Raw genomic sequence first — 23,279 nt, forward strand, 5'->3', positions numbered from 1 at the left:
GCATGACGACCCAGCCCCTCGATCGCTCGTCCGACCCCAAAGCCCTTCCCCGCACGCCGCCGAAGTCCGGCGCGCAGTTCCATGTGCTGCTCAAGAACAGCGCCAATAACAAGAAGGTAGAGGCCCACGACAAGACGCCGTCCGGGTTGGATGCCAGTAAGAAGGACGGCTACGAACTGGCCGCCAAGGATGCAACACCACCTCCTGCCCTCGCCGACTACAAGGCCATCGGCCCACCCGATGAAGTCGGCCCGGGGCTGATTCGTTATGAGACCCAGGACGGCAAGAAAGTCATCGTCAGCGAGCAAGACAGCCCCGAGTTGTTCAAGCAGGTCAGTACCGACTTCAAATCCCTCTCCGGCGTGGTCGCCAGCCAGAATGCCGGCTACCAGAGCCTCGGCGCCGACGGCAGCGCCCCGGCGAAGCTCGCGGACTACAAATCCCTCGGCCCACCCGATGAAACCGGCCCGGGGGTGATCCGCTACGAGACCCAGGACGGTACCAAGGTCGTCATCAGCCAGCGCGACAACCCCGAGGCGTTCCAGAAAGCCAAGGACGCCTATGCCAGCTTCACCGGCCTGTCCAGCAGCGAAGACGCCGGCTACAAGCGCGCCAGCGACAATGAAGTGTGGCCACCCTACGGCGGCACGGCGGTTGGCCCGGTCGATGAAGTCGGTCCGGGGCTGATCCGCTTCGAAAGCAATGGCCAAAAAATGGTGGTAGCCCGCGACGACAACCCCAAACTGTTCGACTACCTGGCCGGCCTGCACGAGGTCTACACCGACCCTGGCAAGAAAGCCGTGGTGGAAGGCGAGCTGAACAACGGTGCAGTGCTGGCCGACGCCAATACGCCGGTGCCGGGCCTCAACGATTACAAGAATTTCAACTGGAACAACGACCAGAAAGACAACCTCCTCACCTACGAACTGCATGACGGCACCAAGGTTGTGGTATCGGCCGACGTCAGCCCCGAGCTGTTCAAAAGCGTCGCCACCGCCAATGACACCTGGGCCAAGATCCACACCAGCGAAGGCGAAGGCTACAAGCTGGCCGGGCCGAATGACTTCCTGAAGAACACCGACATCACCTTCGGCTCCCCGGATGAACTGGGCGACGGCCTGATCCGCTATGAAACCAGCGAAGGCAAGGTCATCGTTTCCAAGGAACTCAGCCCGCAGCTCTACGACGACGTGGCGGCCAAGTGGGAAGCCTGGAGCGCCAGCTCGGTGGACGACACCCGCGCCAAGCACAACCTGCCCAAGGCCGATGAGCTGGATGTGCTGAACCTCGACACAGGCGTGCATGCCGATGAGAAGGACGACAAGTCGCCCACCCTCAGCGTCAGCGAGTTGGCCACCACCCAACTGATCGACACCTACCGCGAAGGCGTGAAAAACGGCTCGATCCCCAAAGACGACCCGCGTGCCAAGCTGGTCCGGGCCCTCGAAGCCCAGGCGGCCTATCAGAACGGCCACGGCATCACCGGCTACGAAGAGGCCAAGCGCCCGTTCAACACCACCTGGCGCGAGTTCGATGACAAGCAGACCGAGCTGACCTCGGCCGACATGCACGACATCATCGACGGCAAGGCCGTGCAAAAGCAGATCGGCGAGCTGTTCAACGACCCGACCGTGCAGGCTGACTACAAGTCGAAAATGGACGAGGCGATCAACAAGCTGCCGAACAAGGACGAGATCAAGCAGAAGCTGCTGGACCTCACTTCCAACCCGGATTACGTGCTGTACCTCAAGGACCTGCAGAGCCAGGGCAAGACCTACGAGGCGCAGAAAGACCTCAGCGATACCCTGACGTCGTTGTCGCTGTTCGACCCGGAAGCCGCGAGCAAAGCTGCGCAGAACATCCAGGCCGATGGTTTGACCACCGACCTCAATGCGATCCTGTCGGACCCGAGCAAGATCTCCGACGAGAACAAGGAACTGGCGACCAAGGACCTGTTCGGCCTGCTCAAAGGCGTGCTCAAGGGCAACGTGCTGGACTTGCCGCGCCGCACCCAGGAAACCCTGGAAAAATTCCTCAACGAGGGCCTGCAAGGCAAGGAAAAATCCGCCGCCGTCACCAAGGCCCTGGAAGAACTGGGTGCCGTGTACCAGAAAAACGGTGCGATCAGCGAAGCCGATCTGAAAACCGCCTTGAGCAAACCCTACATTCCGGTGGCCGATCGCGGCATGCTCGGCGAGGTGTTCAACACCCTCAACAGCAAGGGCATCCTCGGTTCCCTGGGTGCCGGTGTGAGCCTGTTCTCCGGGATTTACCAACTGGTGGGCAAAGGCGGCAAGCTCGGTGAAACCCCGGCGCAACGCATGACCATCGCCAAGGACTTCCTGAGCTTTGCCGGCGGCTCCAGCCACTTCGTGCGCCTGGGCGACAAGATCGGCGAAGCCTTGGGCAAAGGTGGGCTGGTGGACTTTCTGGGGCTGGACAAGACGCTGCCTGAGATCTGGGGCAAGACCGGCATGCAGGAGCCGAACTTCGAGTTTCGCGTCAGTGAATTGCCCTCCGACGTCAAATCCAAGATCGCCACTGCCCTCGATGCTGTGCCGGACAGCCAATACGACGGCATCGCCAAGATGTTCGGCGACGGCGACAAGGCCGTCACCGAGGCCACCGAAGGCCTGGCCACGCACTTGGATGACGGCCTCGCGGCTGCGGGCGCGGCCAAGCTGGGCGCGTCCAAATCGGCGAAAATCGCCGGGTCCGTGATCAAGGTACTCGGCCCCGCCACGGACATTGCCGGTGGCTTTGCCGACATCGTGTTGGGCGCGCTGGCGATCAAGAGCGGCGTGAAGGATAAGGATCCCCTGGCCCAGGCGGCCGGTGGCCTGCAAGTGGCCGGCGGTGCATTCGGTGCCTCGGCGGGCGTGCTGGGGGCTGCGGCGCTGTTTGGCGCGGGCACGGCGGCGGCATTGACCGGGCCGTTGTTCCTGGTGGGTGTGGTGTTGGCGGTGGTCGGCGGGATCATTGGCTACTTCGTCGACCACAACAAAAAGCAGAAGGCTACCGAGAAGGAAAACGACTGGTACCGCGACCTGGCCGGCGACGGTCTATTGCAGGACAACTGGGCTGACAAGGTCGAATACGCCCACTACGAGATCCACCATTACGGTGGCCGTGACGCGCCGACCGACGACAGTATCTTCCGTTTCCAGCAGTCGGAATGGGAACACTTCGACGAGACCCCGCAAAAAGGCGGCTCGTCGAGCAATCGGCTGGATGGGGGCTTGCACAAGGATTACAAAGACCCGAACGAGAAACCGAAGAATCTGCCCAGCGATGCCCCGCCGGAAAGACCGCAGCCTCATCCACCCGGCGGTTCAGGCCCGAAAATAGCCTGAGTGTACGCAAAGCAAAATGTGGGAGCGGGCTTGCTCGCGAATGCGGAGTGTCAGTCGATACATTCATCACTGATATAGCGCTTTCGCGAGCACGCCCGCTCCCACATTGGGATTGGGTTCACAGTTTGGCGATGGACACTTCGGTGGACTTCACAAAGGCAATCACTTCACTGCCCACTTTCAATTCCAAGTCACGCACCGAGCGGGTGGTGATCACCGAAGTGACAATGCCTGACGCGGTCTGCACGTCGATTTCCGACACCACTTCCCCCAGCAGGATTTCCTTGATCACGCCCTTGAACTGGTTGCGCACGTTGATCGCTTTAATGGTCATGTCGGCTTTCCTTTTGGCTGTTGGGTCAATCCGCACGAATGCGCAGGCCCTCAAAATGCGCCATCGACGCGAACATTAAAAGGAATATATAACTCTTTATTTATTCGATACAGATATATAAAAACTGTTGCCCAGCCAACAGTGCTTCAACAATCTGCTCTCTGCCACCACAGCATTCAGCCCCTACGCCCCCGCAAATACGCCTTCCAGGCACATGGCACAGAGACTGCATATTCCTATAAAGCATGATGGAGCATGCAAACCAAATTTTCTGAATATAAGAAAAGCCTTCTCTCAACGCCTTGCCGGAGCTGTTCCATGAAAGCCTTCACCCAACGCTTATTCGGCGCCTGTGCCCTCGCACTGTGCCTGCCAACCCTGGTCCACGCCGCCGACACCGATCCCGCCGAAGTCAACCTCGACTACGCCTATTACTCGCCCGTGAGCCTGGTGCTCAAGCACTTCGGCTGGCTGGAACAAGCCTTGCCGCAATCCAAGGTGGGCTGGGTGTTGAGCCAGGGCAGCAACCGTTCGCTGGAGTACCTCAACAGTGGCGGTGTGGACTTTGCCTCGTCGGCCAGCTTGTCGGCAGTATTGAGTCGCGCCAACGGCAGCCCGATCAAATCGGTGTACGTGTACAGCCGCGCCGAATGGACCGCGTTGGTGGTGCGCAAAGACTCGCCGCTCAACAGCGTCACCGACCTCAAGGGCAAGAAAATTGCCGCCACCAAAGGCACCGACCCGTACCTCTTCACCCTGCGCAGCCTGCAACAGGCCGGGCTGAAAAAGGACGACGTAGAACTGGTGCACCTGCAACATCCGGACGGCCGCACTGCGCTGGAAAAAGGTGACGTGGACGCCTGGGCCGGTCTGGACCCGCACATGGCCGCCAGTGAAATCCAGGCCGGTTCGCGCCTGCTGTACCGCAATAAAGACTTCAACAGCTACGGCGTGGTCAGCGTCACCGAGAAGTTCGCCAAGGCGCATCCGCAGACCATCACCAAGGTGCTCGGCGCCTATGAAAAGGCTCGGGATTGGGCGGTGAAGCACCCGGGTGAATTCGCCAAACTGCTGGCCGACGAGTCCGGCCTGCCGCTGGAAGTGGCCAAGCTGCAACTCTCGCGCACCGACCTGAGCACGCCGTTCCTGAGCAGCAAGGATGTAGTGGCGTCGAAGGCGGCCGCGCCGATCCTGGTGTCCGAAGAACTGGTGCGCAAAGGCGTGAATGTGGACCAGGTGATCGACCAGTTGATCGACACCTCGTTCGGCCATTAAGGAGCCCGTGATGACCAGCAAAACCCAAGCATTGCCCCTTGCCGCACCGGTGGTGATCAACCGCAGCGCTTGGCCGCGGCGGCTCAAGGGCCTGGTGTTGCCGGTGCTGATCCTGCTGGTGCTGGAGGTGGTGGTGCGCGTGGGTTGGCTGCCGTCGTACCAGATGCCGGCACCCAGCGAGATCGCGGTGACCCTCACCGACCTGGCCGAAGGCGCATTGTGGAAACACATCAGCGCCAGCCTCGGCCGGGTGCTGCTGGGCTTCGCCATTGGCGCCAGCCTGGCCTTGGTGTTTGCCGCCTGGGTCGGCTTGAGTCGTGAGGCGGAGGCCTACCTCGAACCGACCTTTGCAGGGCTACGTTCGATCCCGAGCCTGGCTTGGGTACCGCTGTTGCTGCTGTGGCTGGGCATCGACGAAACGTCGAAGATTGTGCTGATCGCGATTGGCGCATTTTTTCCGGTGTACCTCAACGGCGTCGCGGCCATTCGTGATATCGACCGCAAGCTGGTGGAAGTCGGGCAAATGTACGGTTTCAGCCGGCGGCGGCTGGTGCGTCGAATCCTGCTGCCCGCCGCGCTGCCGGGCCTGTTCACCGGGTTGCGCAGTGGCTTGAGCCTGGCCTGGATGTTCCTGGTGGCGGCTGAGTTGATTGCGGCCACTAAGGGGCTGGGTTACCTGCTCAGTGATGGGCGGGAAACCTCGCGGCCGGATATCGTGCTGGCGGCGATTATCGTGTTGGCGCTGTTGGGCAAGGTCAGCGATGGCCTGCTTGCGACGCTGGAGAGGCGTTGCCTGGCCTGGCGTGACACGTTCCAGGGAGCAGGACAATGAGCGTAAAACCGCTGTTGGATATTCACGTCGCGCGTAAAAGTTTCACCAGCACCACCGTGTTGAAAGACGTGCGCCTGGTGCTGCAACCACGCGAAGCCGTGAGCCTGCTCGGGCCAAGCGGCTGCGGCAAAAGCACCTTGCTGCGCATCGTCGCCGGCCTGGAACAGGATTTCCAGGGCGAACTGCGCAGCCCCGATGGCGAAGTAGCCTTTGTGTTCCAGGAACCCCGGCTGATGCCCTGGCTCACGGTGGAACAGAACATCGGCTTCAGCGATGACAGCCACTACGACAAGGCCTGGGTCGCGCAGTTGATCGAGGAAGTCGGCCTGAAGGGTTTTGCCCAGGCGCTGCCCAAGGCGTTGTCCGGCGGCATGGCGCAACGTGTAGCGATTGCGCGGGGCCTGTATTCACGGCCGCAGGTGTTACTGCTGGATGAGCCGTTCAGCGCAGTCGATGCGTTTACCCGTATGAAGCTGCAGGATTTGCTGCTGCAACTGGCCGAACATCATGCCATCGCCTTGTTGCTGGTGACCCATGATGTGGACGAGGCACTGTACCTGAGTGACCGGGTGCTGGTGATGGACAACCGACCGAGCAGCATTCGCCAGGAATTGGCGGTGAACCTGCCGCACCCGCGTGACCGGCGTGATCCGTTGCTGGCGCAGCTCAAGGCGCAATCCCTGACTGAGCTGCAACGTGCCCACGTGATCTAGACGACCTTGCGCAAGGTCACCCAATACCGCGTCCGCGCCTGCACCTCCAGCCCCAGGGTCGAGGCCAGCAGGTTGAGGATGCGGTCGGTGTCGTCCAGGCGGAAACTGCCGGTGACCCGCAACGACTCCAGGCTCGGCTCCCACCGCAACACACCCGACCGATAACGCTCCAGCTCCCGCAGGAAGTCACCCAGCGCCTGGTTCTGCGCGGTCAGCACGCCATCGCGCCAGCCTAGTTGCAACACATCGAAAGGCACCCAGGCCCCTAGTCCGCTGGCTTTGAGCGGCGCTTGCTGCCCACCTTGCAAAGTCGCCATCTGCCCGTTCAAGTCGCGCACCTGGACGGAGCCTTCAAGCACCGACACCAGACAACCGGCGGCCAGCTGCCGTACACACACTTCAGCCTGACTGACGCGCAGCTCGCCGTAGCGCGTCTGCACGGTCATCGCCGCCGTGCCTGGCACATCCAGCGCCAGCTCGCCCTCCACCAGACTGATGCGGCGCTGCGCCAGGTCCACGTCTACCGCCGTCGCCGTATTGAGCTGCAAGCTGGCGCCATCGGCCAGCCCCATGCGCTTACGCTCGCCGGTGGCGGTGTGTACGTCGGCACGCCAGGCCTCGATGGGCAATTGGCGGCTGACCAACCAAGCGGTCGGCACCAGCGCAGCGATACCCAGCGCACGCTTGAGCACGGCACGGCGTCCCGGTTGCGGACGGTCGAGGCTGGCCATCGCCAAGGCCTGGGGCAAGTCGCTGAAACGCTGGCGCAGGGTCTGGGCTTTTTGCCAGGTCTGTTCATGCTGGGGGTGGCTGTCACGCCAATGCTGCAATGCGGCGTAATCACGCTCAGTGGCCGCGCCGGACTCCAGCAGCGCCAACCATTGCGCGGCGGCGCGGGCAACGTCGCGGCTCACAGGTCCACCAGCAGGCAATGTTCGTAGGCCTGGGCCATGTAGCGTTTGACCGTGCGCTCTGACACGTCGAGGCGCTCGGCAATCTCCCGGTAACCCAGCCCTTCCAGTTGGCTCCACAGGAAGGCGCGGCGGACCAGCACCGGCAAGCCATCCAGCAATTCATCCAGGGCTTGCAAGGTTTCCAGCACCAGCCAGCGCTGTTCAGGCGACGGCACGCAGGTTTCCGGGAGGCTCGCCAAGGCATTCAGATAGGCCTGTTCAAGGCTGCGCCGCTGATGAAAATTCACTAATAGACGCTTGCCGACGGTCACCAGGTAGGCGCGCGGCTCCTGCATCTGTGCAATCGGCTGGGCGCTGGCCAGCACGCGCAAGAAGGTATCCTGGCTCAGGTCGGCCGCATCCCAGGCATTGCCCAGACGCCGACGCAACCAGCTTTCCAGCCAGCTACGGTGGTCACGGTACAGGCTCGACAGCGTCAGTTCGGGGGCGTGGGTCGGAACAACAGCATCATTCATGGCAAGCGACCTGCGCGGCGCGAGTGAGTCTCAAATGAGATTCATTCTATTTAATATCGTGCCGACACACCATGGTCTTTTCAACGTTGTGTTTATTCGGACGCCTCTGCGTCAAACACCTGCCCGCGGCCTACCACGCTGGCAGGCTTGAGCACGGCTCCCGGCGCCAACACCGCATTGGCGCCGATCCGGCATTGGTCACCGAGCAACCCGCCAAACTTATCGCAACCGGTGCGCTGCAATACGCCGCCGACCCGCACCTGTACTTCCTTGTCATCGCGCTCATTGCGGTAGTTGGCGACGATGCTCCCCGCTTCCAGATTGATCCCCTGCCCCAACACCGAATCACCGACAAAGTTGAAGTGCGCCAGCTTGCTGCCGCTGAACACGAAGGACGTCTTCAACTCAGCGCCGGGGCCGATGATGCAGTGTTCATCCAGCCAGCAACCGCCACGCAGCAGCGAGCCGCTGGCGACAAAACAGTGGGCACCGATGATCAGCGGCGGCTTGAGCAAGGCACCCGCCTCGATCGTGGCAGTACGGTGGATGGCAATTTCATCCTGAATGACGTACTCGTCGGCCGGCAGTTCGGCCAACAATTGGCGAACGATGGCGGGCGCCTGACTGACCAGTGCCCAAGGCGCCAGGTCGGCCCACGGCGCAAGGCGGGAGTCAGAGATAGGGGCGATGTAGTCGGTGAGTCGGATCAACGTTTAATCCTCTAACGGTCAGAGAAGACGGAAAAGCTAGCATGGACAAACGAACCTTTACTATTTGTCTTGATATGGATATTTTATCCAGACACGATAACGAGGTCCGCCCATGCCATCGCCCACTTACCACGACGTCATCGACGCTGCCCAACGCCTGGAAGGCATTGCCCACACCACGCCGGTATTCACGTCGCGCACCCTCGACGCGCTGACCGGTGCCCAGGTATTCATCAAGTGTGAAAACCTGCAAAGGGCGGGTTCCTTCAAGTTTCGCGGCGCCTTCAACGCGTTGTCGCGCTTCGATGATCAGCAGCGCAAGGCCGGTGTGGTGGCGTTTTCCTCCGGCAACCACGCCCAGGGGATTGCCCTGGCGGCGCAGTTGCTGGGCATACCGGCGACCATCGTGATGCCCACCGATGCGCCTGCCGCCAAGGTCGCGGCCACCCGCGAATATGGCGCCCGCGTGGTGCTGTATGACCGCTTCACCGAAGACCGCGAGCAGATCGGCCGTGACCTGGCGACTGAACACGGCCTGACCCTGATCCCGCCCTATGACCACCCGCACATCCTTGCCGGACAAGGCACGGCCGCCAAGGAGTTGCTGGAATCCACCGGCCCGCTGGATGCTTTGTTCGTCGGCCTTGGCGGCGGCGGAATGCTCTCGGGCACCGCACTGAGCACCCGCGCCCTGGCGCCTGACTGCCTGCTGTATGGCGTCGAGCCCGAAGCCGGTAATGACGGCCAGCGCTCATTTCGCAGCGGCAGCATCGTGCATATCGACACCCCGGCAACCATTGCCGATGGTGCGCAGACCCAGCACTTGGGCGACTACACCTTCCCGATCATCCGCGACAGAGTGAACGACATCCTCACCGTGACGGATGCCGAGCTGGTTGGAGCGATGAAGTTCTTCATGCAGCGCATGAAATTGGTGGTCGAGCCTACCGGCTGCCTGGGGCTGGCGGCATTGCTCAATGAGGGTGACCGGTTCAAGGGTCAGCGCGTGGGTATTATCGTCACCGGTGGCAACGTCGATATCCAGAAGTATGCCGCGCTGCTGAGCGAGGCGTCATGAAGATCATCCAGACAGCGAATGCGGCCAGACCCGCAGGCCATACGCGCAAGCCGTCCGCCACGGCGACACGCTGTACATCTCCGGGCAATTGCCGATCAGTGCGGATGGGCAGCACAACCTGTCGGCGTCGTTTGCCGAACAGGCGCAGATAACCCTGAACAATCTACTGGAGATCTTGAAAGCGGCCGGCGCGGCGCCAGAGGATCTGGTCAAGGTCACGGTGTACGTGGCCGGCGTCGAACACTGGCCGGCGTTCGATAGCGTGTACGCCGCCGCGCTGGGCGACCACCGCCCTGCCCGCGCGGTGGTGCCGGTGCCCGAGTTGCATCACGGGTACCTCGTGGAGATTGAAGCCGTGGCGCGTTACTTGGCGTAGGTGTAGACCGCCGCGCGCGACACGCCCAGGTGAGACGCCACGGTTTCCATGGCCCGGCGAATGTCCAGGCAACCCGAGTCTTTGAGTTCCTGCATCAACACACGCCGGTCCGCCGTCTTCAATGCACGCGGGGTGGTGGCCAGGCGGGCGGCAAACTGGTCGATACGCGCACGGATGACATCGGCGCCGGAAGGGTCCAGGGATTCGATGAGCTTGTCGCCGCTGACCGAACCGAACTGTTCCAGCATGCCCTGCAAGCCACGGAACAATGAGAGATCGACGTTCATGCACAAGGCCGCGACGTACTCGCCGCTCGCACCCTTGATGCCGATCGAGGTGCTTTTGACCTGGCGGCCGTCGCTGAACTGGTTCTGGTAGTTGGCGATGACTTGCGGGTAGTCCGGGTCGGCAATCCGCGCCAGGCCCAACTCGGTGGTCGGGTCTCCCGACGCGCGTCCGGACAGGTTGTTATGGATGGCCAGGATCGAGTGCTGCGGGTCGCGCAAGTCGTGCAGCACCACTTCGCAGAACGGGCTGAAGGTCTTGCTCAAGCCTTCGGCAATCTGTTCGAGTTGGCTGATCAGGTGAGTATCGTTGGGAGAGGTGTTTTTCATGCAAGACAACATATCCAGTCCTGGACAGGGCGTCTACTGCCGAATATCCGCGCTGATCTCCTTGATGACAAAGGTCGTCGGTATTCCCTTGACTACCGACAGTTTGAACTCTCGGTTATGTTTACGAAATGTCCAGAAGGGAAGCGGCCCCGGTGCCGTTATCACTTCTATATGTTCAGCCGAGTCGGGCAAAGTAAGCAGAAAACGAACTTCATAGGCAGACGCAAAACCGAAAAAACCAGCCATCCGAATGCTGACGCCCAGCCGCTCATCATTCCACACACCCCGTTCGGTCATTTCCTTGGTCAGCGGCTTGAAAGGAGTAGGCACCGCGCTGATCCGCTCAATCAGATCATCCAACCTTTTCTGCAGTTGCTGGTGTTCGGCCTTTGGCACATACAGGCTATTTATCTTGTCTGCGTGCACATAGTTTTTCTCAACGTCGCTCTTGCTCAAGTAGTCCGTCGATAGCTTGCTAAGCGCCAGGTAGGACTCTGCCAGCTCAACTCGCGAAATGTATTTCTCCCGCAGTTCCTGAGGCGGGATAAATGAATCCGCCGAACCAAACCTGAGGCCAAAGAACGAAGCGACGAGGGTACATCCCCCCCAAATGGCGATAGTCGCACCGATAATCACAGGCCAGCGGTAGAGCGGTTGAACCGGTGGCGACGTCGATGGACTTTGACTCATGAGGCTGATATCCCTTTCTCGCGACCGAGCCTTAACTACCACCCTGGGCAGAAAGCGCTAAGTCGTTGGTTTAAAGGATAAAAGATATCACTTTGCCACCAATGCCGGTAGCTCAGGCGACTTGCACAATCATATCGGTGCCTTCTGCGCCATTTCCGCCGCGCACGGACTCGTGAAACCCATGGGCTGTGAATTCTGCTCATACCCCTGCGACGATGGCGCCCGTCTTGTGCGTTGACCATCCCTCTTACACACCATATAGTGTGCCCACAAACAAAACAGACCACTACATAGTGTGCGGCACCGGTATTCACCGACCACACTATGCGCAGTATTTCAATGCCTTGAAGCCTGCAAAAACACTTATTTTTCGAATACCAGGAAGGAGCATTTCCATGCTGAGTTGGGATGAAGTCGACAACGAAGACACCGGTGCAGCGGTGATCAAGGGCGCCAACGCCGGCCACGCCAGCGAAGCCAACATGGACCGCCTCGACGGTGCCGGCGCCGCCGCCGCGCTGGAAGCGCGTAACGTGACCGCCAACGACTCCGCCGCGATCATCCGCGCCAAGGCCGCCCTCGACAAACTCGACGTCGCCGAAGGCCTCGCCGAGCTGGAAGGCTCCGCCGCCCGCGTCGCCGTTGACGAAAAGCGCATGATCAACTGCCGCGCCGACCTCAACCAGCTCGTACCCTTCAAGTATGACTGGGCCTGGCAGAAGTACCTCGACGGCTGCGCCAACCACTGGATGCCGCAAGAGGTCAACATGACCGCCGACATCGCGCTGTGGAAAAATCCCGAAGGCCTGACCGACGACGAACGTCGTATCGTCATGCGCAACCTGGGCTTCTTCTCCACCGCCGACTCCCTGGTGGCCAACAACCTGGTGCTGGCCGTGTACCGCCTGATCACCAACCCGGAGTGCCGCCAGTACATCCTGCGCCAGGCCTTCGAAGAAGCGATCCACACCCACGCCTACCAGTACTGCATCGAATCCCTGGCCATGGATGAAGGCGAGATCTTCAACATGTACCACGAGATTCCATCGGTCGCTAAGAAAGCCGCCTGGGGCCTGAAGTACACCCGTTCGATCTCCGATCCGAAGTTCGAAACCGGCACCGTCGAGACCGACAAAGAGCTGCTGCGCAACCTGGTCGCCTACTACTGCGTGCTGGAAGGCATCTTCTTCTATTGCGGCTTCACCCAGATCCTGTCCATGGGCCGTCGCAACAAAATGACCGGCGTCGCCGAGCAGTTCCAGTACATCCTGCGTGACGAATCGATGCACCTGAACTTCGGTATCGACGTGATCAACCAGATCAAAATCGAAAACCCACACCTGTGGGATGCCGAGATGAAGGAAGAAGCGACCCAGATGATCCTGCAAGGGACTCAGCTGGAGATCGAATACGCGCGCGACACCATGCCACGCGGTGTGCTGGGCATGAACGCGGCGATGATGGAGGACTACCTCAAGTTCATTGCCAACCGTCGTCTGTCGCAGATTGGCTTGAAGGAAGAGTATCCAGGCACCACCAACCCGTTCCCGTGGATGAGCGAGATCATGGACTTGAAGAAAGAGAAGAACTTCTTCGAGACCCGTGTGATCGAGTACCAGACTGGCGGCGCGCTGAGCTGGGACTAACGTGTAGGAGCTGGCTTGCCGGCGATGGCGATCATGCGGGCGCCTTCGCCGGCAAGCCGGCTCCTACAGGTTTGGTGTTGATACCCGTTAAATAGTTTTTATGCCCAATCAAACCATCAAGACCCCCTGCGTCGGCCTGTGTTCCACCGTTTACGGGGACCTGGTCTGTCGGGGCTGCAAGCGTTACCACCATGAAGTGATCCAGTGGAACGGCTACAACGCCGACGAGAAACAGGCGGTTTGGCTGCGCCTGGAGCAATTGCTGGTACAGGTCATGGCCAGCAAGTTGGAGGTGTTTGATGCGCACCTGCTGCGCCAGCAGCTTGAGACTCGCAAGATCCGTTTCATGCCGCATCAGTCGGCGTATTGCTGGGCGTATCAGCTGATTGCCCGGGGTGCGCGGGTGATTTCCAAGCTGGACGCGTATGGGCTGGCGTTGCTGCCGGAGTTTCGCGAGCGCAGCCTGGCGGATCTGCGGGATGCGATTGACCGGGAGTTTTTCCTGCTGTCCGAGGCGCATTACGAGCGGTATATCGCACCGGGGTTCCTCAAGGAAGCATTCGGCCCTGCGCTGATCGCCACCCTCTAACCAACGCCACTGAACCTGTAGGAGCCCGGCTTGCCGGGCTCCTACAGGTTCAGTGGGCCCAGGAGGCTTCGCGTTCTGTTTGCAGGCCATACCGTTCAATCGCCTGCTGACACACGCTGGCTTCTACGCTCCCTTGCTCCACCAACGCCGTCAGCGCCGCCAGCACAATGTGATGGCGGTCCACCTCAAAGAAATCCCGCAGCGCCGCCCGCGTATCACTGCGCCCAAAGCCGTCGGTACCCAGTACCGTGTAGCTGGAATCCAGGTAAGCGCCAATCATCTGCGGTACTGCCCGCACATAGTCAGTCACCGCAATCACCGGCACGCCTTTGGGCAAGCATTCATTCACATGGCTGATCCGCGCAACGGCCTGCGGATGCAAGCGGTTCCAGCGTTCCACCTCCCGCGCATCCCGCGCCAGCTCGCTGAAACTGGTGACGCTGAACACGTCGCTCGTCACCTGCCAATCATCCGCCAGCAACTGTGCCGCCGCTTGCGCCTCGCGTACCAGCGTGCCAGCCCCGAGCAGGCGCACCTGGGCATCGGCCGCGCCTTGCAGGCGGTACATGCCTTTGATGATCGCCGCTTCAACCCCTTCCGGCAGGCTGGGCTGCGGGTAGTTTTCGTTCATCAGGGTCACGTAGTAGAACTCGTCCACATAGTGTTCGAGCATCTGGCGCATGCCGTGGTCGAGGATCACCGCGAATTCCCCGGCGAACGCCGGGTCGTAGGCGCGGCAGTTGGGCACGGTGGCAGCGGTGAGGTGGCTGCTGCCGTCCTGGTGCTGCAAGCCCTCGCCACCCAGGGTGGTGCGTCCGGCGGTGGCGCCGAGCAGGAAGCCACGGGCACGTTGGTCAGCGGCGGCCCAGATCAGGTCGCCGACGCGCTGGAAGCCGAACATCGAGTAATAGATATAGAACGGCAACATGCGCAGGCCATGCACCGAATAGCTGGTGGCCGCCGCAACCCAGGAACTGATGGCGCTGGCTTCACTGATGCCCTCCTCCAGGATCTGCCCGTCGGTGGCTTCGCGGTAGCTGAGGATCGAGCCGATGTCTTCCGGTTCGTAGCGCTGGCCGACACTGGAATAAATGCCGATCTGCTTGAACAGGTTGGCCATGCCGAACGTGCGCGCTTCATCTGCCACGATAGGCACGATGCGCGGCCCCAGCGCCTTGTCCTTGAGCAGGTTGGTCAACATGCGCACGAAGGCCATGGTGGTGGACATTTCCTTGCCGTCGGCAGCCGTGGCGAAGGCGGCATAACCCGATACGGCCGGCACGCTGACCGGGGCGGCGACCTGGCTGCGACTAGGCACGTAGCCGCCCAACGCCGTGCGACGCTGGTGCAGATAGCGCAACTCCAGGCTGTCCTCGGCCGGTTTGAAAAAGCTCAGGGATTCGGTCTGTTCATCGGTCAGCGGCAATTGGAAGCGATTGCGGAAGGCGATCAACGCATCGCGGTCCAACTTCTTCTGCTGGTGGGTGGTCATCTTGCCCTGCCCGGCCTCGCCCATGCCAAAGCCCTTTTTGGTCTGGGCCAGGATCACCGTGGGTTTGCCTTTGACCCGCCGTGCGGCGTGGTAGGCGGCGTGGATCTTCACCATGTCGTGGCCGCCGCGCTTGAGGCGGTCGATCTGCTCATCGCTCATGCCCTCGACCAGCCGGGCCAGGGACTCGCTCTGGCCGAAGAAGTGTTCGCGGTTGTAGGCGCCATCCTTGGCGGCGAAAGTCTGAAATTGACCGTCAACCGTGTTGGACAAAATGTTGACCAGCGAACCGTCAGCGTCCTTGGCCAGTAACGCATCCCAGTCCGAGCCCCACACCAACTTGATCACGTTCCAGCCGGCGCCGGCAAACAAGGCCTCCAGCTCATCGATGATGCGCCCGTTGCCGCGCACCGGCCCGTCGAGGCGTTGCAGGTTGCAGTTGACCACCCAGGTCAGGTTGTCCAGGCCTTCGCGAGCGGCCAGGGTCAGGGCCGACATGCTTTCCGGCTCGTCCATCTCGCCGTCGCCGAAGACGCCCCAGACGTGACGGTCGGTGGTGTCCTGCAAGTTGCGGTGCTGCAAGTAGCGCATGAAGCGCGCCTGGAAGATTGAACTGATGGGGCCGATGCCCATGGAACCGGTGGGGAACTGCCAGAAGTCGGGCATCAGCCACGGGTGCGGGTAGCTGGACAGGCCGCGTGCGCCCTGCGCGGGCCCACCTATTTCCTGGCGATAGTGCGCCAAGTCGTCTTCGCTCAAACGCCCTTCAAGGAACGCGCGTGCATAGATGCCTGGCGCGGAATGCGGCTGATAGAACACCAGATCGCCGCCGAAGCCCTCGTTACGGGCGCGAAAAAAGTGGTTGAAGCCGACTTCGAACAAGTCCGCCGCGCTGGCGTAACTGGCGATATGGCCACCCAGCTCGCCGTAGGCCTGGTTGGCCCGCACCACCATGGCCAACGCGTTCCAGCGCACCAGCGAGGCCAGACGTTCTTCGGTAGCGAGGTCGCCGGGAAATGCCGGTTGCTGCTCGACGCTGATGCTATTGATGTAGGCCGTGCCGTGGTGCGGTTTCCAATCGATATGCGGCGCACTGGCATCCTGCGCCAGCAAGTCGAGGATCTGCCGAGCCCGCGCCGGGCCGGCGTGCGTGACCAGGGACGCCAGGGCGTCGCGCCACTCATCCAACTCTTGCTGATCAATCACCGCATTCGTGAAACCGTTCATGGGCACCTCCGGGCTTTTTTTCCAGTTTATGTCGGTGCTGGAGGATTTTTTGCCTGTTATCAGGCGCTCGACGTTGAATTTTGAGCATGAATCACTGCCAATTTTGCTTCTGGCAGCACGTTATGCTCAAGCAGGACGAAAGCCCGCAATTGTGTTTAAAATGCCGCCCGCTCAACGACCGACGTTTAACGATGACCCCAGACGCACTCGCCACCCTGCACACCCACCTGCTCACCGCCCTGGCGACCCCACCGGCTGAAACTCGCCGCCTGTTCCACGGCCGTGGCCGTTGCTGGCCGGGCCTGGAGCAACTGACGGTGGACTGGTTGCAAGGCGTGCTGCTGGTGGCGTTGTTCAAAGAACCGGACGCGGCACAACTAGAAGCCTTGAAGCACCTGCTGCAAACCGAGTTCGGCACCTACACCATCGCGCTGCAACACCGTTACCTGCCGCAAAGCACCACCGAATGGCTGTCGGGCAACCCTATCGACGAGTTGACCATCACCGAAGGTGGCCTGCGCTACCTGATCGACCTGGGTAAAAAACAGAATAGCGGGCTGTTCCTCGACATGCGCTACGGCCGCAACTGGGTGCGTGAGCAGGCCAAGGGCCAGCGCGTGCTCAACCTGTTTGCCTACACCTGTGGCTTCTCGGTGGCGGCCATCGAAGGTGGCGCCGACCACGTGGTGAACCTCGACATGGCCCGTGGCGCCCTGAGCCGTGGCCGCGACAACCATCGCCTGAATGGTCATGACCTGAGCAACGTCAGCTTCCTGGGCCACGACCTGTTCAAGTCCTGGGCCAAGGTCACAAACAACGGCCCCTACGACTTAGTGATCATCGATCCGCCGTCGTTTCAGAAAGGCAGCTTCCTGTTGACCAAGGACTACCAGCGCGTACTGCGCCGCCTGCCGGATCTGCTCACGCCACAGGGCACCGTACTGGCGTGCATGAACGACCCGGCCTTCGGTGAAGACTTCCTGATCGACGGCGTCACCCGCGAAGCACCGGGCCTGCGTTTTGTCGAGCGGTTGCAAAACCTGCCGGAATTTCCTGATATTGATGCGCAAAGTGGCTTAAAGGCGTTGGTATTCCGCCAGGGCTGATGCCGAAATGTCTTACGCTTGCTACGCTAAGTGATACACCGGGGTGGTGAACCTTCTTACCCCCTTCCCGGTCGATACCTGCATTCCCCGGCCAGACTCGACGGCGTCACGTCGTCGGCTGCCCTGTTTCACCTTTTGGAGAACCGCCCGTGATATCGACCCTGCATGTAGCCAGACTCAAAGCCTGGGGCGCCCACGGCTTTACCGCCACCGGTGTGGTATTGGCCTTCCTGGCCACCCTGGCGCTGCTGGAAAACTCACCCAAGGCCTGCCTGCTGTGGCTGGGCCTGGCGCTGGTAGTGGACGGGGTTGATGGCTCACTGGCGCGACGAGTGAATGTGAGCACGGTACTGCCGAGCTTCGACGGCTCGGTGTTGGACCTGGTGATCGATTACCTCACCTACGTGTTTATCCCCGCCCTGTTTATCTATCGCTATATCGACCTGCCGGACTTTACCCACCTGTTTACCGTGTCGGTGATCCTGGTGTCGTCGCTGTTCTGCTTTTGCAACGTCAATATGAAGAGCAAGGACAACTACTTCGTCGGCTTCCCCGCCGCGTGGAATGTGGTGGCCTTGTGCGTCTATATCATCCAGCCGGAAGCCTGGGTCACCTTGCTCACCGTGATCGGCCTGGCCCTGCTGACCGTGACGCCGATGAAATTCCTGCACCCGTTCCGGGTGAAGCGGTTCATGCCGATCAATATTGCAGTAACCACGATCTGGTTGCTGTGCAGCTTCTTGATGGTGATGGATTACCCGAACACCAACCCGTGGACGTTTGGCTTGTGGTCGGTGATGTCGGCGTATTTCCTGGGGATTTGTATCTGGCGCACGGCACTGGAGTGGTTGGGAACACACAAATGACCCGGTGAACACTCTTCAAATGTGGGAGGGGGCTTGCCCCCGATAGCGGTGGGTCAGCTAAAGATGAGTCAGCTGGAGCACTGCCATCGGGGGCAAGCCCCCTCCCACATTTGGATTTGCAGACTCCCCGCGAGTAAGATGGCGGCCGTTCGCCCAGCCCCTTCGCTGCGCACCCTGCCAATAATAAGCCCAGCCCATGCCCTTCGAACTCAGCGTAGACCTCACCACCCTCGCCATCCTGGCGGCGGTCGCTTTTATCGCCGGCTTCATCGATGCCATCGCCGGCGGCGGGGGCTTGCTCACCACGCCCGCCCTGCTCACCGCCGGCATGCCGCCGCATCTGGTACTGGGCACCAACAAGCTCAGTTCCACCTTCGGTTCGGCCACCGCCAGTTTCACCTTCTATCGGCGCAAGCTGTTCCATCCGCGCCAGTGGGTGCATGCCATTGTCGGCACGCTGATCGGTGCGCTGACCGGCGCCGTGGTCGCCCACTACCTGCCGGCTGAAACCCTGAACAAGATGCTGCCGGTGATCGTGTTCGCCTGTGGCGTGTACCTGTTGTTCGGCGGCACGCCCAAGGCGCCAGTGGACGCCGATGCACCGATCAAGAAGAAATGGCAATCCACCCAGGGCTTCGGCCTGGGCTTCTACGATGGCGTGGCCGGCCCCGGCACCGGGGCGTTCTGGACCGTGAGCACGATGCTGTTGCACCCCATCGACCTGGTGAAAGCCAGCGGTGTGGCGCGCAGCATGAACTTCGTCAGCAACGCGGGGGCGCTGACGGTGTTCATCATCAATGGTTCGGTGGACTGGATCGTCGGCCTGGCCATGGGCGTGTCGGTGATGTGTGGCGCATTCTTTGGCGCACGCAGCGCGATCAGCGGCGGCGCCAAATTCATTCGCCCGGTGTTCATCACCGTGGTCCTCGGCCTGACGGTGCGCCTAGCCTGGCAGCACTGGTTCAGCGTGACCTAGTCGGCGGGCCAAATACAGGTCGATCAAGTAACGCGCAATCGAACGTGACGCCGGCAACGGCGGCAAGTCGTGGATGTTGAACCACTGCGCGTCTTCGATCTCATCAGCCTGGGGCACGATATCGCCCCCGGCGTACTCGGCATGAAAGCCCAGCATCATCGAATGGGGGAACGGCCAGCACTGGCTACCCATGTACTGGATGTTCTTGACCTCCACCTGCACTTCCTCGCGCACTTCGCGGATCAGGCAGTCTTCGGCCGACTCACCCGGTTCGGCAAACCCCGCCAATGTGCTGTACACCCCCGTGACAAAGCGTGGCGAACGCGCCAGCAGGATCTCGTCACCACGGGTCACCAACACGATCATGCTCGGCGAGATACGCGGGTAGCTGCGCAGGTCACAGGCCCGGCAGTACATCGCGCGCTCTCGTGGTACCTGGACCATGGCCTGGCCGCAACTCCCACAAAACCGGTGTTCCCGCGCCCAAGTGCCGATCTGCGCTGCGTAGCCCAGCACCTTGTAAAGGGTGTGATCGCCTTGCAGCATGAAACCGCGCAACCCCTGCCAACTGCAACCCGTCACTTCAGCAGGTGCATTGAGTTCCAGCAGGTACACCGGCTCGCCGTCAAGGTGGCCAATGCCGTGCTCGGCAAACACCGACAGGTCCTGACGCTTGAGCCATTCCCGGGGGAACAACGGGCCGTTGGTGTCATGCAAAAAGCCGTCGCGGCTGCGGGCGACGGCCCAGCCGCCAGGGGTGTCGTTGTCCAGCAGCGTTGTGGTAATCCAGCCTGGGGTCATGTCAGTCAATCCACGAATTCGGGTTTCTGCTTACTCATGTGGGCCGCGATGGCCACGCGCAGGTCGTTGGATTGCAACATAGCCGAGTTCCAGGTGGCAACGTATTCCAAGCCGTCATTGACCGTATGGTCACGCATGTAGCTGATCATGGCCTTGGTGCCGGCCACGGCAATCGGCGACTTGGCGGCGATTTCATGGGCAATCTCCATTACCCCGGCCAACAGGCTGTCCTGATCGGGATAGACGCGATTGACCAGGCCGATGCTGCGCGCTTCCTCGGCGCCGAACTGGCGGCCGGTGTAGGCCAGCTCACGGAGCATCCCATCGCCGATGATACGCGGCAGGCGCTGCAGGGTGCCGACGTCAGCGGCCATGCCGATGTCGATTTCCTTGATGGAAAATTGCGCGTCTTCGGCGGCGTAGCGCATGTCACAGGCGCTGATCAGGTCGATTGCGCCACCGATGCAGTAACCCTGGATCGCCGCCAACACCGGCTTGCGACAGTTGTCGACCGCAGTGAACGAGGCTTGCAGCTCAAGGATCTTGCGGCGCAGCAAGCGTGCATTGCGGCCCACGTCCTTACCGAATTCATTGGCCACCGAGGCCAGCATCATCAGGTCGATGCCGGAAGAGAAATGCTTCCCGGCACCACTCAGCACCACGGCGCGCACGGCGTCGGTGTCTTCGACCCACTGGAAAATGTCGATGATTTCGGTCCAGAACGCCGCGTTCATCGCGTTGATCTTTTCCGGGCGGTTGATCTGCACATGGGCAACGTTGCCGGTGAGTTCGACGACGAAAGCTTGGTATTCGGACATGGCAGTGATCCCTGACTGGCGAGTGATAAGGCCCGAACTATAACAAGGGAACGTGACGGCACATCGGCCAAAAACGGGACGGGCAAAGGTAATGGAATGTTGTGGGCGTGCGGTTCATGCAGCGCCAATACATTTCATCCAGGGCAGCCGATTTATCGGCTATACAATCAGGGCCATTGCCTGGAGCTGCCTATGCCGACCCCGTTTCGCTCATCCTTGATTCTCGCTCTGGTGGTCGTGCTGACCGGCATCGGCGCCGGATTGGGCGGGATGTTGCTGGCGTTGCTGCTGCATGGTATCCAGCACCTGGCCTACGGTTATAGCCTTGACAGCCTGGTCAGCCATGAAACCTTCCTGCTGGGCGTGACGGCGGCGCCGCCTGAGCGGCGGCTGCTGGTGCTGGTGGTGTGCGGCCTGGTGGCGGGATTGGGCTGGTGGGCGATTTATCGTTACGGCAGGCCGCTGGTGAGCATCAAGCAAGCGGTGTCGGAGAAGATGCCGATCATGCCACCCAAGACCACCCTCGCCCACGCCTTGCTGCAGATCATCAGCGTGGCCCTGGGTTCGCCCCTGGGGCGTGAAGTGGCGCCGCGGGAAGTCGGGGCGTTGGCCGCCACCTGGTTGTCCCTGCGCGCTGGACTCGACCCGCAGATGCATCGCCTGATCGTCGCCTGCGGTGCCGGTGCCGGGTTGGCCGCGGTGTACAACGTACCGCTGGGTGGCGCGGTGTTCGTGCTGGAAGTGCTGGTGGGCGCGTTCAGTTGGCCGGCGGCGGTGATTGCGTTGGCGACTTCAGCGATTGCAGCCTCGGTGGCGTGGATCGGGTTGGGTGCGCAATCGCAATATGCAGTCCCGCACTTCGTGTTGAACCCTGCCCTGATTGCCTGGGCGGTGGTCTGCGGCCCGATCTTCGGCGTGGCGGCGTACGGTTTCACGCGACTCACCGGCAAGGCGCGAGCGAATGCCGCCAGGGGCTGGCGCCTGCCGGTGCTGTCATTGATCAACTTCACCCTGATCGGCGGTTTGGCGATGCTGTTGCCGCAAATCCTCGGCAATGGCAAAGGCCCGGCGCAGCTGGGTTTCGACAATGAACTGACGATAGGCCTGGCGGCGTTGTTGCTGGTGGTCAAAGTACTGATCACCACCAGCAGCTTGCGCGCCGGCGCCGAAGGCGGCTTGCTCACCCCAGGCCTGGCCAATGGCGCCTTACTGGCAATCATCCTCGGCGGCGCCTGGAGCCTGGTCTGGCCCGGCGTGCCCCTGGGCGCATTCGCAATCATCGGCGCCGCTGCCTTCCTGGCCGCCAGCATGAACATGCCGTTGACTGCGATTGTGCTGGTGGCGGAGTTCACTCGCATCGACCACGACTTCATGGTGCCGATCATCCTGGCCGTGGTGGGTTCGATGTGTGTGAGCAAGCTGTGCCAACGGCGCGGGTAAAAACGCTGCAAAAAGCTGGATAAAACCCGGCACACACGCCATCCTTCGCGCTTTAAGCCGCCCCATTCCCGGCGCTCGACGTTTAAAGGATATGCCCCATGCACGCCCAACCCCTCACCGCCGCCGAATTCGAATTCATCGAAAACACCCTGCTCAAGTACGGTGACGACCACTCGGTGCTGAACCTGGCCGAACTCGACGGCTACTTCACCGCGCTGGTCTCCAGCCCAGCCCAGGTGGACGTGGCCGAGTGGTTCCCCGCGATCTGGGGCGGCCAGAACCCGGAATGGGACAACATGGACGAAGCGCAAAGCTTCCTCGAACTGTGCGTGCGCCACCTCAACACCCTGGCCGCACAACTGGCGACCGACGCCGCCGGCTTCAACGCCCGCTTCGACGAAACCGAACACCAAGGCCACACCGTGACCCTTGCCGAAGAATGGTGCTTTGGCTACATCCGCGGCGCCGCCATCGGCAACTGGCCGGAACTGCCGGCAGAACAGGCTGCACGGCTGGAAAAAATCTCCTGGTGCGCCGAACAAGACAACTTCGAACTCCCGGCCGACCTCGATGTGCAAGCACACCAGCAACGCGTCGGCGAAATCGAACCGGCAGCGCGCGCACTGCATGATTACTGGTTGGCGAAGCGATAACAGCCTGCAGGGACCGAGGCGCCTGCATCGCCGGCAAGCCGGCTCCTACAGAAAACGAAAAGCGTATCCACGATGCGAAGCGAGTCGCTCTTGATCTTGATCTTGATTTTGATCTTAGGCGCCCCGTCAAACACGCTGGCCGAACGCAGGCTTGAATCCGTGGGTAACCCGGCAGGACGCCGGGTTAGCCGCGCTGGGCCAAGGATGGCCCATCGCGGCGGCCCACGGATTCAAGCCTTCGTTACGGCACACCGAGCCTAAGCG

21 protein-coding genes and 1 pseudogene are annotated in these 23,279 nt (G+C 61.4%); 13 read left to right on the plus strand and 9 right to left on the minus strand.

The genetic code is table 11. From position 1 onward, the window contains the following. Positions 1 to 2 precede the first annotated feature (2 nt). Complete coding sequence (locus tag ACP7C6_RS07520) at positions 3 to 3,353, plus strand: hypothetical protein (protein WP_426108554.1); 3,351 nt, start codon at positions 3 to 5, stop codon at positions 3,351 to 3,353. A gap of 118 nt (positions 3,354 to 3,471) precedes the next feature. On the opposite strand, the gene ACP7C6_RS07525 is transcribed toward ACP7C6_RS07520, so the two are convergent. Further along, positions 3,472 to 3,687 carry a TOBE domain-containing protein gene (locus ACP7C6_RS07525; RefSeq protein ID WP_003173733.1) on the minus strand — a complete coding sequence of 72 codons (216 nt, stop codon included), beginning with the start codon at positions 3,685 to 3,687 and terminating at the stop codon, positions 3,472 to 3,474. A 318-nt stretch (positions 3,688 to 4,005) separates the two neighbouring features. Here ACP7C6_RS07525 and ACP7C6_RS07530 point away from each other — a divergent pair, with 318 nt between their 5' ends. The 3 genes from ACP7C6_RS07530 to ACP7C6_RS07540 are packed head-to-tail and all read left to right on the plus strand — an operon-like array spanning position 4,006 to position 6,507. After that, positions 4,006 to 4,962, plus strand: a complete 957-nt coding sequence (locus ACP7C6_RS07530; RefSeq protein WP_028616020.1) for an aliphatic sulfonate ABC transporter substrate-binding protein — start codon at positions 4,006 to 4,008, stop codon at positions 4,960 to 4,962. Between the two features lie 10 nt (positions 4,963 to 4,972). Beyond that, complete coding sequence (locus ACP7C6_RS07535) at positions 4,973 to 5,794, plus strand: ABC transporter permease (protein WP_028616019.1); 822 nt, start codon at positions 4,973 to 4,975, stop codon at positions 5,792 to 5,794. After that, complete coding sequence (locus ACP7C6_RS07540) at positions 5,791 to 6,507, plus strand: ABC transporter ATP-binding protein (protein ID WP_028616018.1); 717 nt, start codon at positions 5,791 to 5,793, stop codon at positions 6,505 to 6,507. Before ACP7C6_RS07535 ends, ACP7C6_RS07540 begins: the two co-directional genes overlap by 4 nt. Here the strand turns inward: ACP7C6_RS07540 and ACP7C6_RS07545 are convergent. The 3 genes from ACP7C6_RS07545 to ACP7C6_RS07555 all read right to left on the minus strand — a co-directional run bounded on the left by ACP7C6_RS07545 (position 6,504) and on the right by ACP7C6_RS07555 (position 8,646). After that, the gene (locus tag ACP7C6_RS07545; protein ID WP_236321304.1) at positions 6,504 to 7,421 is read right to left on the minus strand and encodes a FecR domain-containing protein; all 918 of its coding nucleotides are present in this window, start codon (positions 7,419 to 7,421) and stop codon (positions 6,504 to 6,506) included. The genes ACP7C6_RS07540 and ACP7C6_RS07545 overlap by 4 nt on opposite strands. Further along, a complete protein-coding gene (locus ACP7C6_RS07550; protein ID WP_028616016.1) occupies positions 7,418 to 7,936 on the minus strand; it encodes a sigma-70 family RNA polymerase sigma factor in 519 nt (172 codons plus the stop codon). Before ACP7C6_RS07550 ends, ACP7C6_RS07545 begins: the two co-directional genes overlap by 4 nt. Positions 7,937 to 8,028: 92 nt before the next feature. Continuing rightward, positions 8,029 to 8,646, minus strand: a complete 618-nt coding sequence (locus ACP7C6_RS07555) for an LpxA family transferase (protein WP_311892163.1) — start codon at positions 8,644 to 8,646, stop codon at positions 8,029 to 8,031. Between the two features lie 112 nt (positions 8,647 to 8,758). On the opposite strand from ACP7C6_RS07555, the gene ACP7C6_RS07560 reads away from it, so the two are divergent. Both ACP7C6_RS07560 and ACP7C6_RS07565 read left to right on the plus strand, forming a co-directional pair. Further along, positions 8,759 to 9,724, plus strand: a complete 966-nt coding sequence (locus ACP7C6_RS07560) for a threo-3-hydroxy-L-aspartate ammonia-lyase (RefSeq protein WP_311892162.1) — start codon at positions 8,759 to 8,761, stop codon at positions 9,722 to 9,724. Next, a pseudogene (locus ACP7C6_RS07565) lies at positions 9,721 to 10,100 on the plus strand (RidA family protein). Before ACP7C6_RS07560 ends, ACP7C6_RS07565 begins: the two are co-directional and overlap by 4 nt. On the opposite strand, the gene ACP7C6_RS07570 reads toward ACP7C6_RS07565, so the two are convergent. Next, positions 10,088 to 10,714: a helix-turn-helix transcriptional regulator gene (locus tag ACP7C6_RS07570; protein ID WP_028615978.1), complete on the minus strand. Its 627-nt coding sequence runs from the start codon at positions 10,712 to 10,714 to the stop codon at positions 10,088 to 10,090. The pseudogene ACP7C6_RS07565 and the gene ACP7C6_RS07570 overlap by 13 nt on opposite strands. A gap of 33 nt (positions 10,715 to 10,747) precedes the next feature. After that, complete coding sequence (locus tag ACP7C6_RS07575; protein ID WP_311892160.1) at positions 10,748 to 11,404, minus strand: hypothetical protein; 657 nt, start codon at positions 11,402 to 11,404, stop codon at positions 10,748 to 10,750. A gap of 395 nt (positions 11,405 to 11,799) precedes the next feature. On the opposite strand from ACP7C6_RS07575, the gene ACP7C6_RS07580 reads away from it, so the two are divergent. Continuing rightward, complete coding sequence (locus ACP7C6_RS07580; protein ID WP_005788524.1) at positions 11,800 to 13,050, plus strand: ribonucleotide-diphosphate reductase subunit beta; 1,251 nt, start codon at positions 11,800 to 11,802, stop codon at positions 13,048 to 13,050. A 100-nt stretch (positions 13,051 to 13,150) separates the two neighbouring features. Further along, the gene (locus ACP7C6_RS07585; RefSeq protein ID WP_311892159.1) at positions 13,151 to 13,639 is read left to right on the plus strand and encodes a DUF1289 domain-containing protein; all 489 of its coding nucleotides are present in this window, start codon (positions 13,151 to 13,153) and stop codon (positions 13,637 to 13,639) included. A gap of 49 nt (positions 13,640 to 13,688) precedes the next feature. Here ACP7C6_RS07585 and mdeB read toward each other — a convergent pair whose 3' ends face one another. Then, on the minus strand, positions 13,689 to 16,355 hold the full coding sequence (mdeB, locus tag ACP7C6_RS07590; protein ID WP_426108555.1) for an alpha-ketoglutarate dehydrogenase: 2,667 nt from the start codon (positions 16,353 to 16,355) through the stop codon (positions 13,689 to 13,691). 191 nt (positions 16,356 to 16,546) lie between these two features. Between mdeB and ACP7C6_RS07595 the strand changes: the two genes are divergently transcribed. The 3 genes from ACP7C6_RS07595 (at position 16,547) to ACP7C6_RS07605 (ending at position 19,303) form a co-directional block, all read left to right on the plus strand. Then, positions 16,547 to 17,461 (plus strand): class I SAM-dependent methyltransferase, encoded by a 915-nt coding sequence (locus ACP7C6_RS07595; RefSeq protein ID WP_426108556.1) that lies wholly within the window; start codon positions 16,547 to 16,549, stop codon positions 17,459 to 17,461. A 149-nt stretch (positions 17,462 to 17,610) separates the two neighbouring features. Continuing rightward, positions 17,611 to 18,327 carry a phosphatidylcholine synthase gene (pcsA, locus tag ACP7C6_RS07600; protein WP_028615970.1) on the plus strand — a complete coding sequence of 239 codons (717 nt, stop codon included), beginning with the start codon at positions 17,611 to 17,613 and terminating at the stop codon, positions 18,325 to 18,327. Positions 18,328 to 18,523: 196 nt separating this feature from the next. After that, positions 18,524 to 19,303, plus strand: a complete 780-nt coding sequence (locus tag ACP7C6_RS07605; protein WP_028615969.1) for a TSUP family transporter — start codon at positions 18,524 to 18,526, stop codon at positions 19,301 to 19,303. On the opposite strand, the gene nudC is transcribed toward ACP7C6_RS07605, so the two are convergent. Both nudC and ACP7C6_RS07615 read right to left on the minus strand, forming a co-directional pair. Continuing rightward, the gene (gene nudC / locus ACP7C6_RS07610; RefSeq protein ID WP_308908783.1) at positions 19,271 to 20,104 is read right to left on the minus strand and encodes an NAD(+) diphosphatase; all 834 of its coding nucleotides are present in this window, start codon (positions 20,102 to 20,104) and stop codon (positions 19,271 to 19,273) included. The two genes, ACP7C6_RS07605 and nudC, sit on opposite strands and share 33 nt — an antisense overlap. A gap of 5 nt (positions 20,105 to 20,109) precedes the next feature. After that, positions 20,110 to 20,922: a crotonase/enoyl-CoA hydratase family protein gene (locus tag ACP7C6_RS07615; RefSeq protein WP_426108557.1), complete on the minus strand. Its 813-nt coding sequence runs from the start codon at positions 20,920 to 20,922 to the stop codon at positions 20,110 to 20,112. Positions 20,923 to 21,114: 192 nt separating this feature from the next. Here ACP7C6_RS07615 and ACP7C6_RS07620 point away from each other — a divergent pair, with 192 nt between their 5' ends. Both ACP7C6_RS07620 and ACP7C6_RS07625 read left to right on the plus strand, forming a co-directional pair. Then, a complete protein-coding gene (locus ACP7C6_RS07620) occupies positions 21,115 to 22,362 on the plus strand; it encodes a chloride channel protein (protein ID WP_426108558.1) in 1,248 nt (415 codons plus the stop codon). 98 nt (positions 22,363 to 22,460) lie between these two features. Beyond that, positions 22,461 to 23,015, plus strand: a complete 555-nt coding sequence (locus ACP7C6_RS07625) for a UPF0149 family protein (protein ID WP_236321826.1) — start codon at positions 22,461 to 22,463, stop codon at positions 23,013 to 23,015. Positions 23,016 to 23,279: the final 264 nt, after the last annotated feature.

The organism is Pseudomonas sp. TWR1-1-4, from assembly GCF_049897165.1.
GTDB lineage: Bacteria > Pseudomonadota > Gammaproteobacteria > Pseudomonadales > Pseudomonadaceae > Aquipseudomonas > Aquipseudomonas canadensis.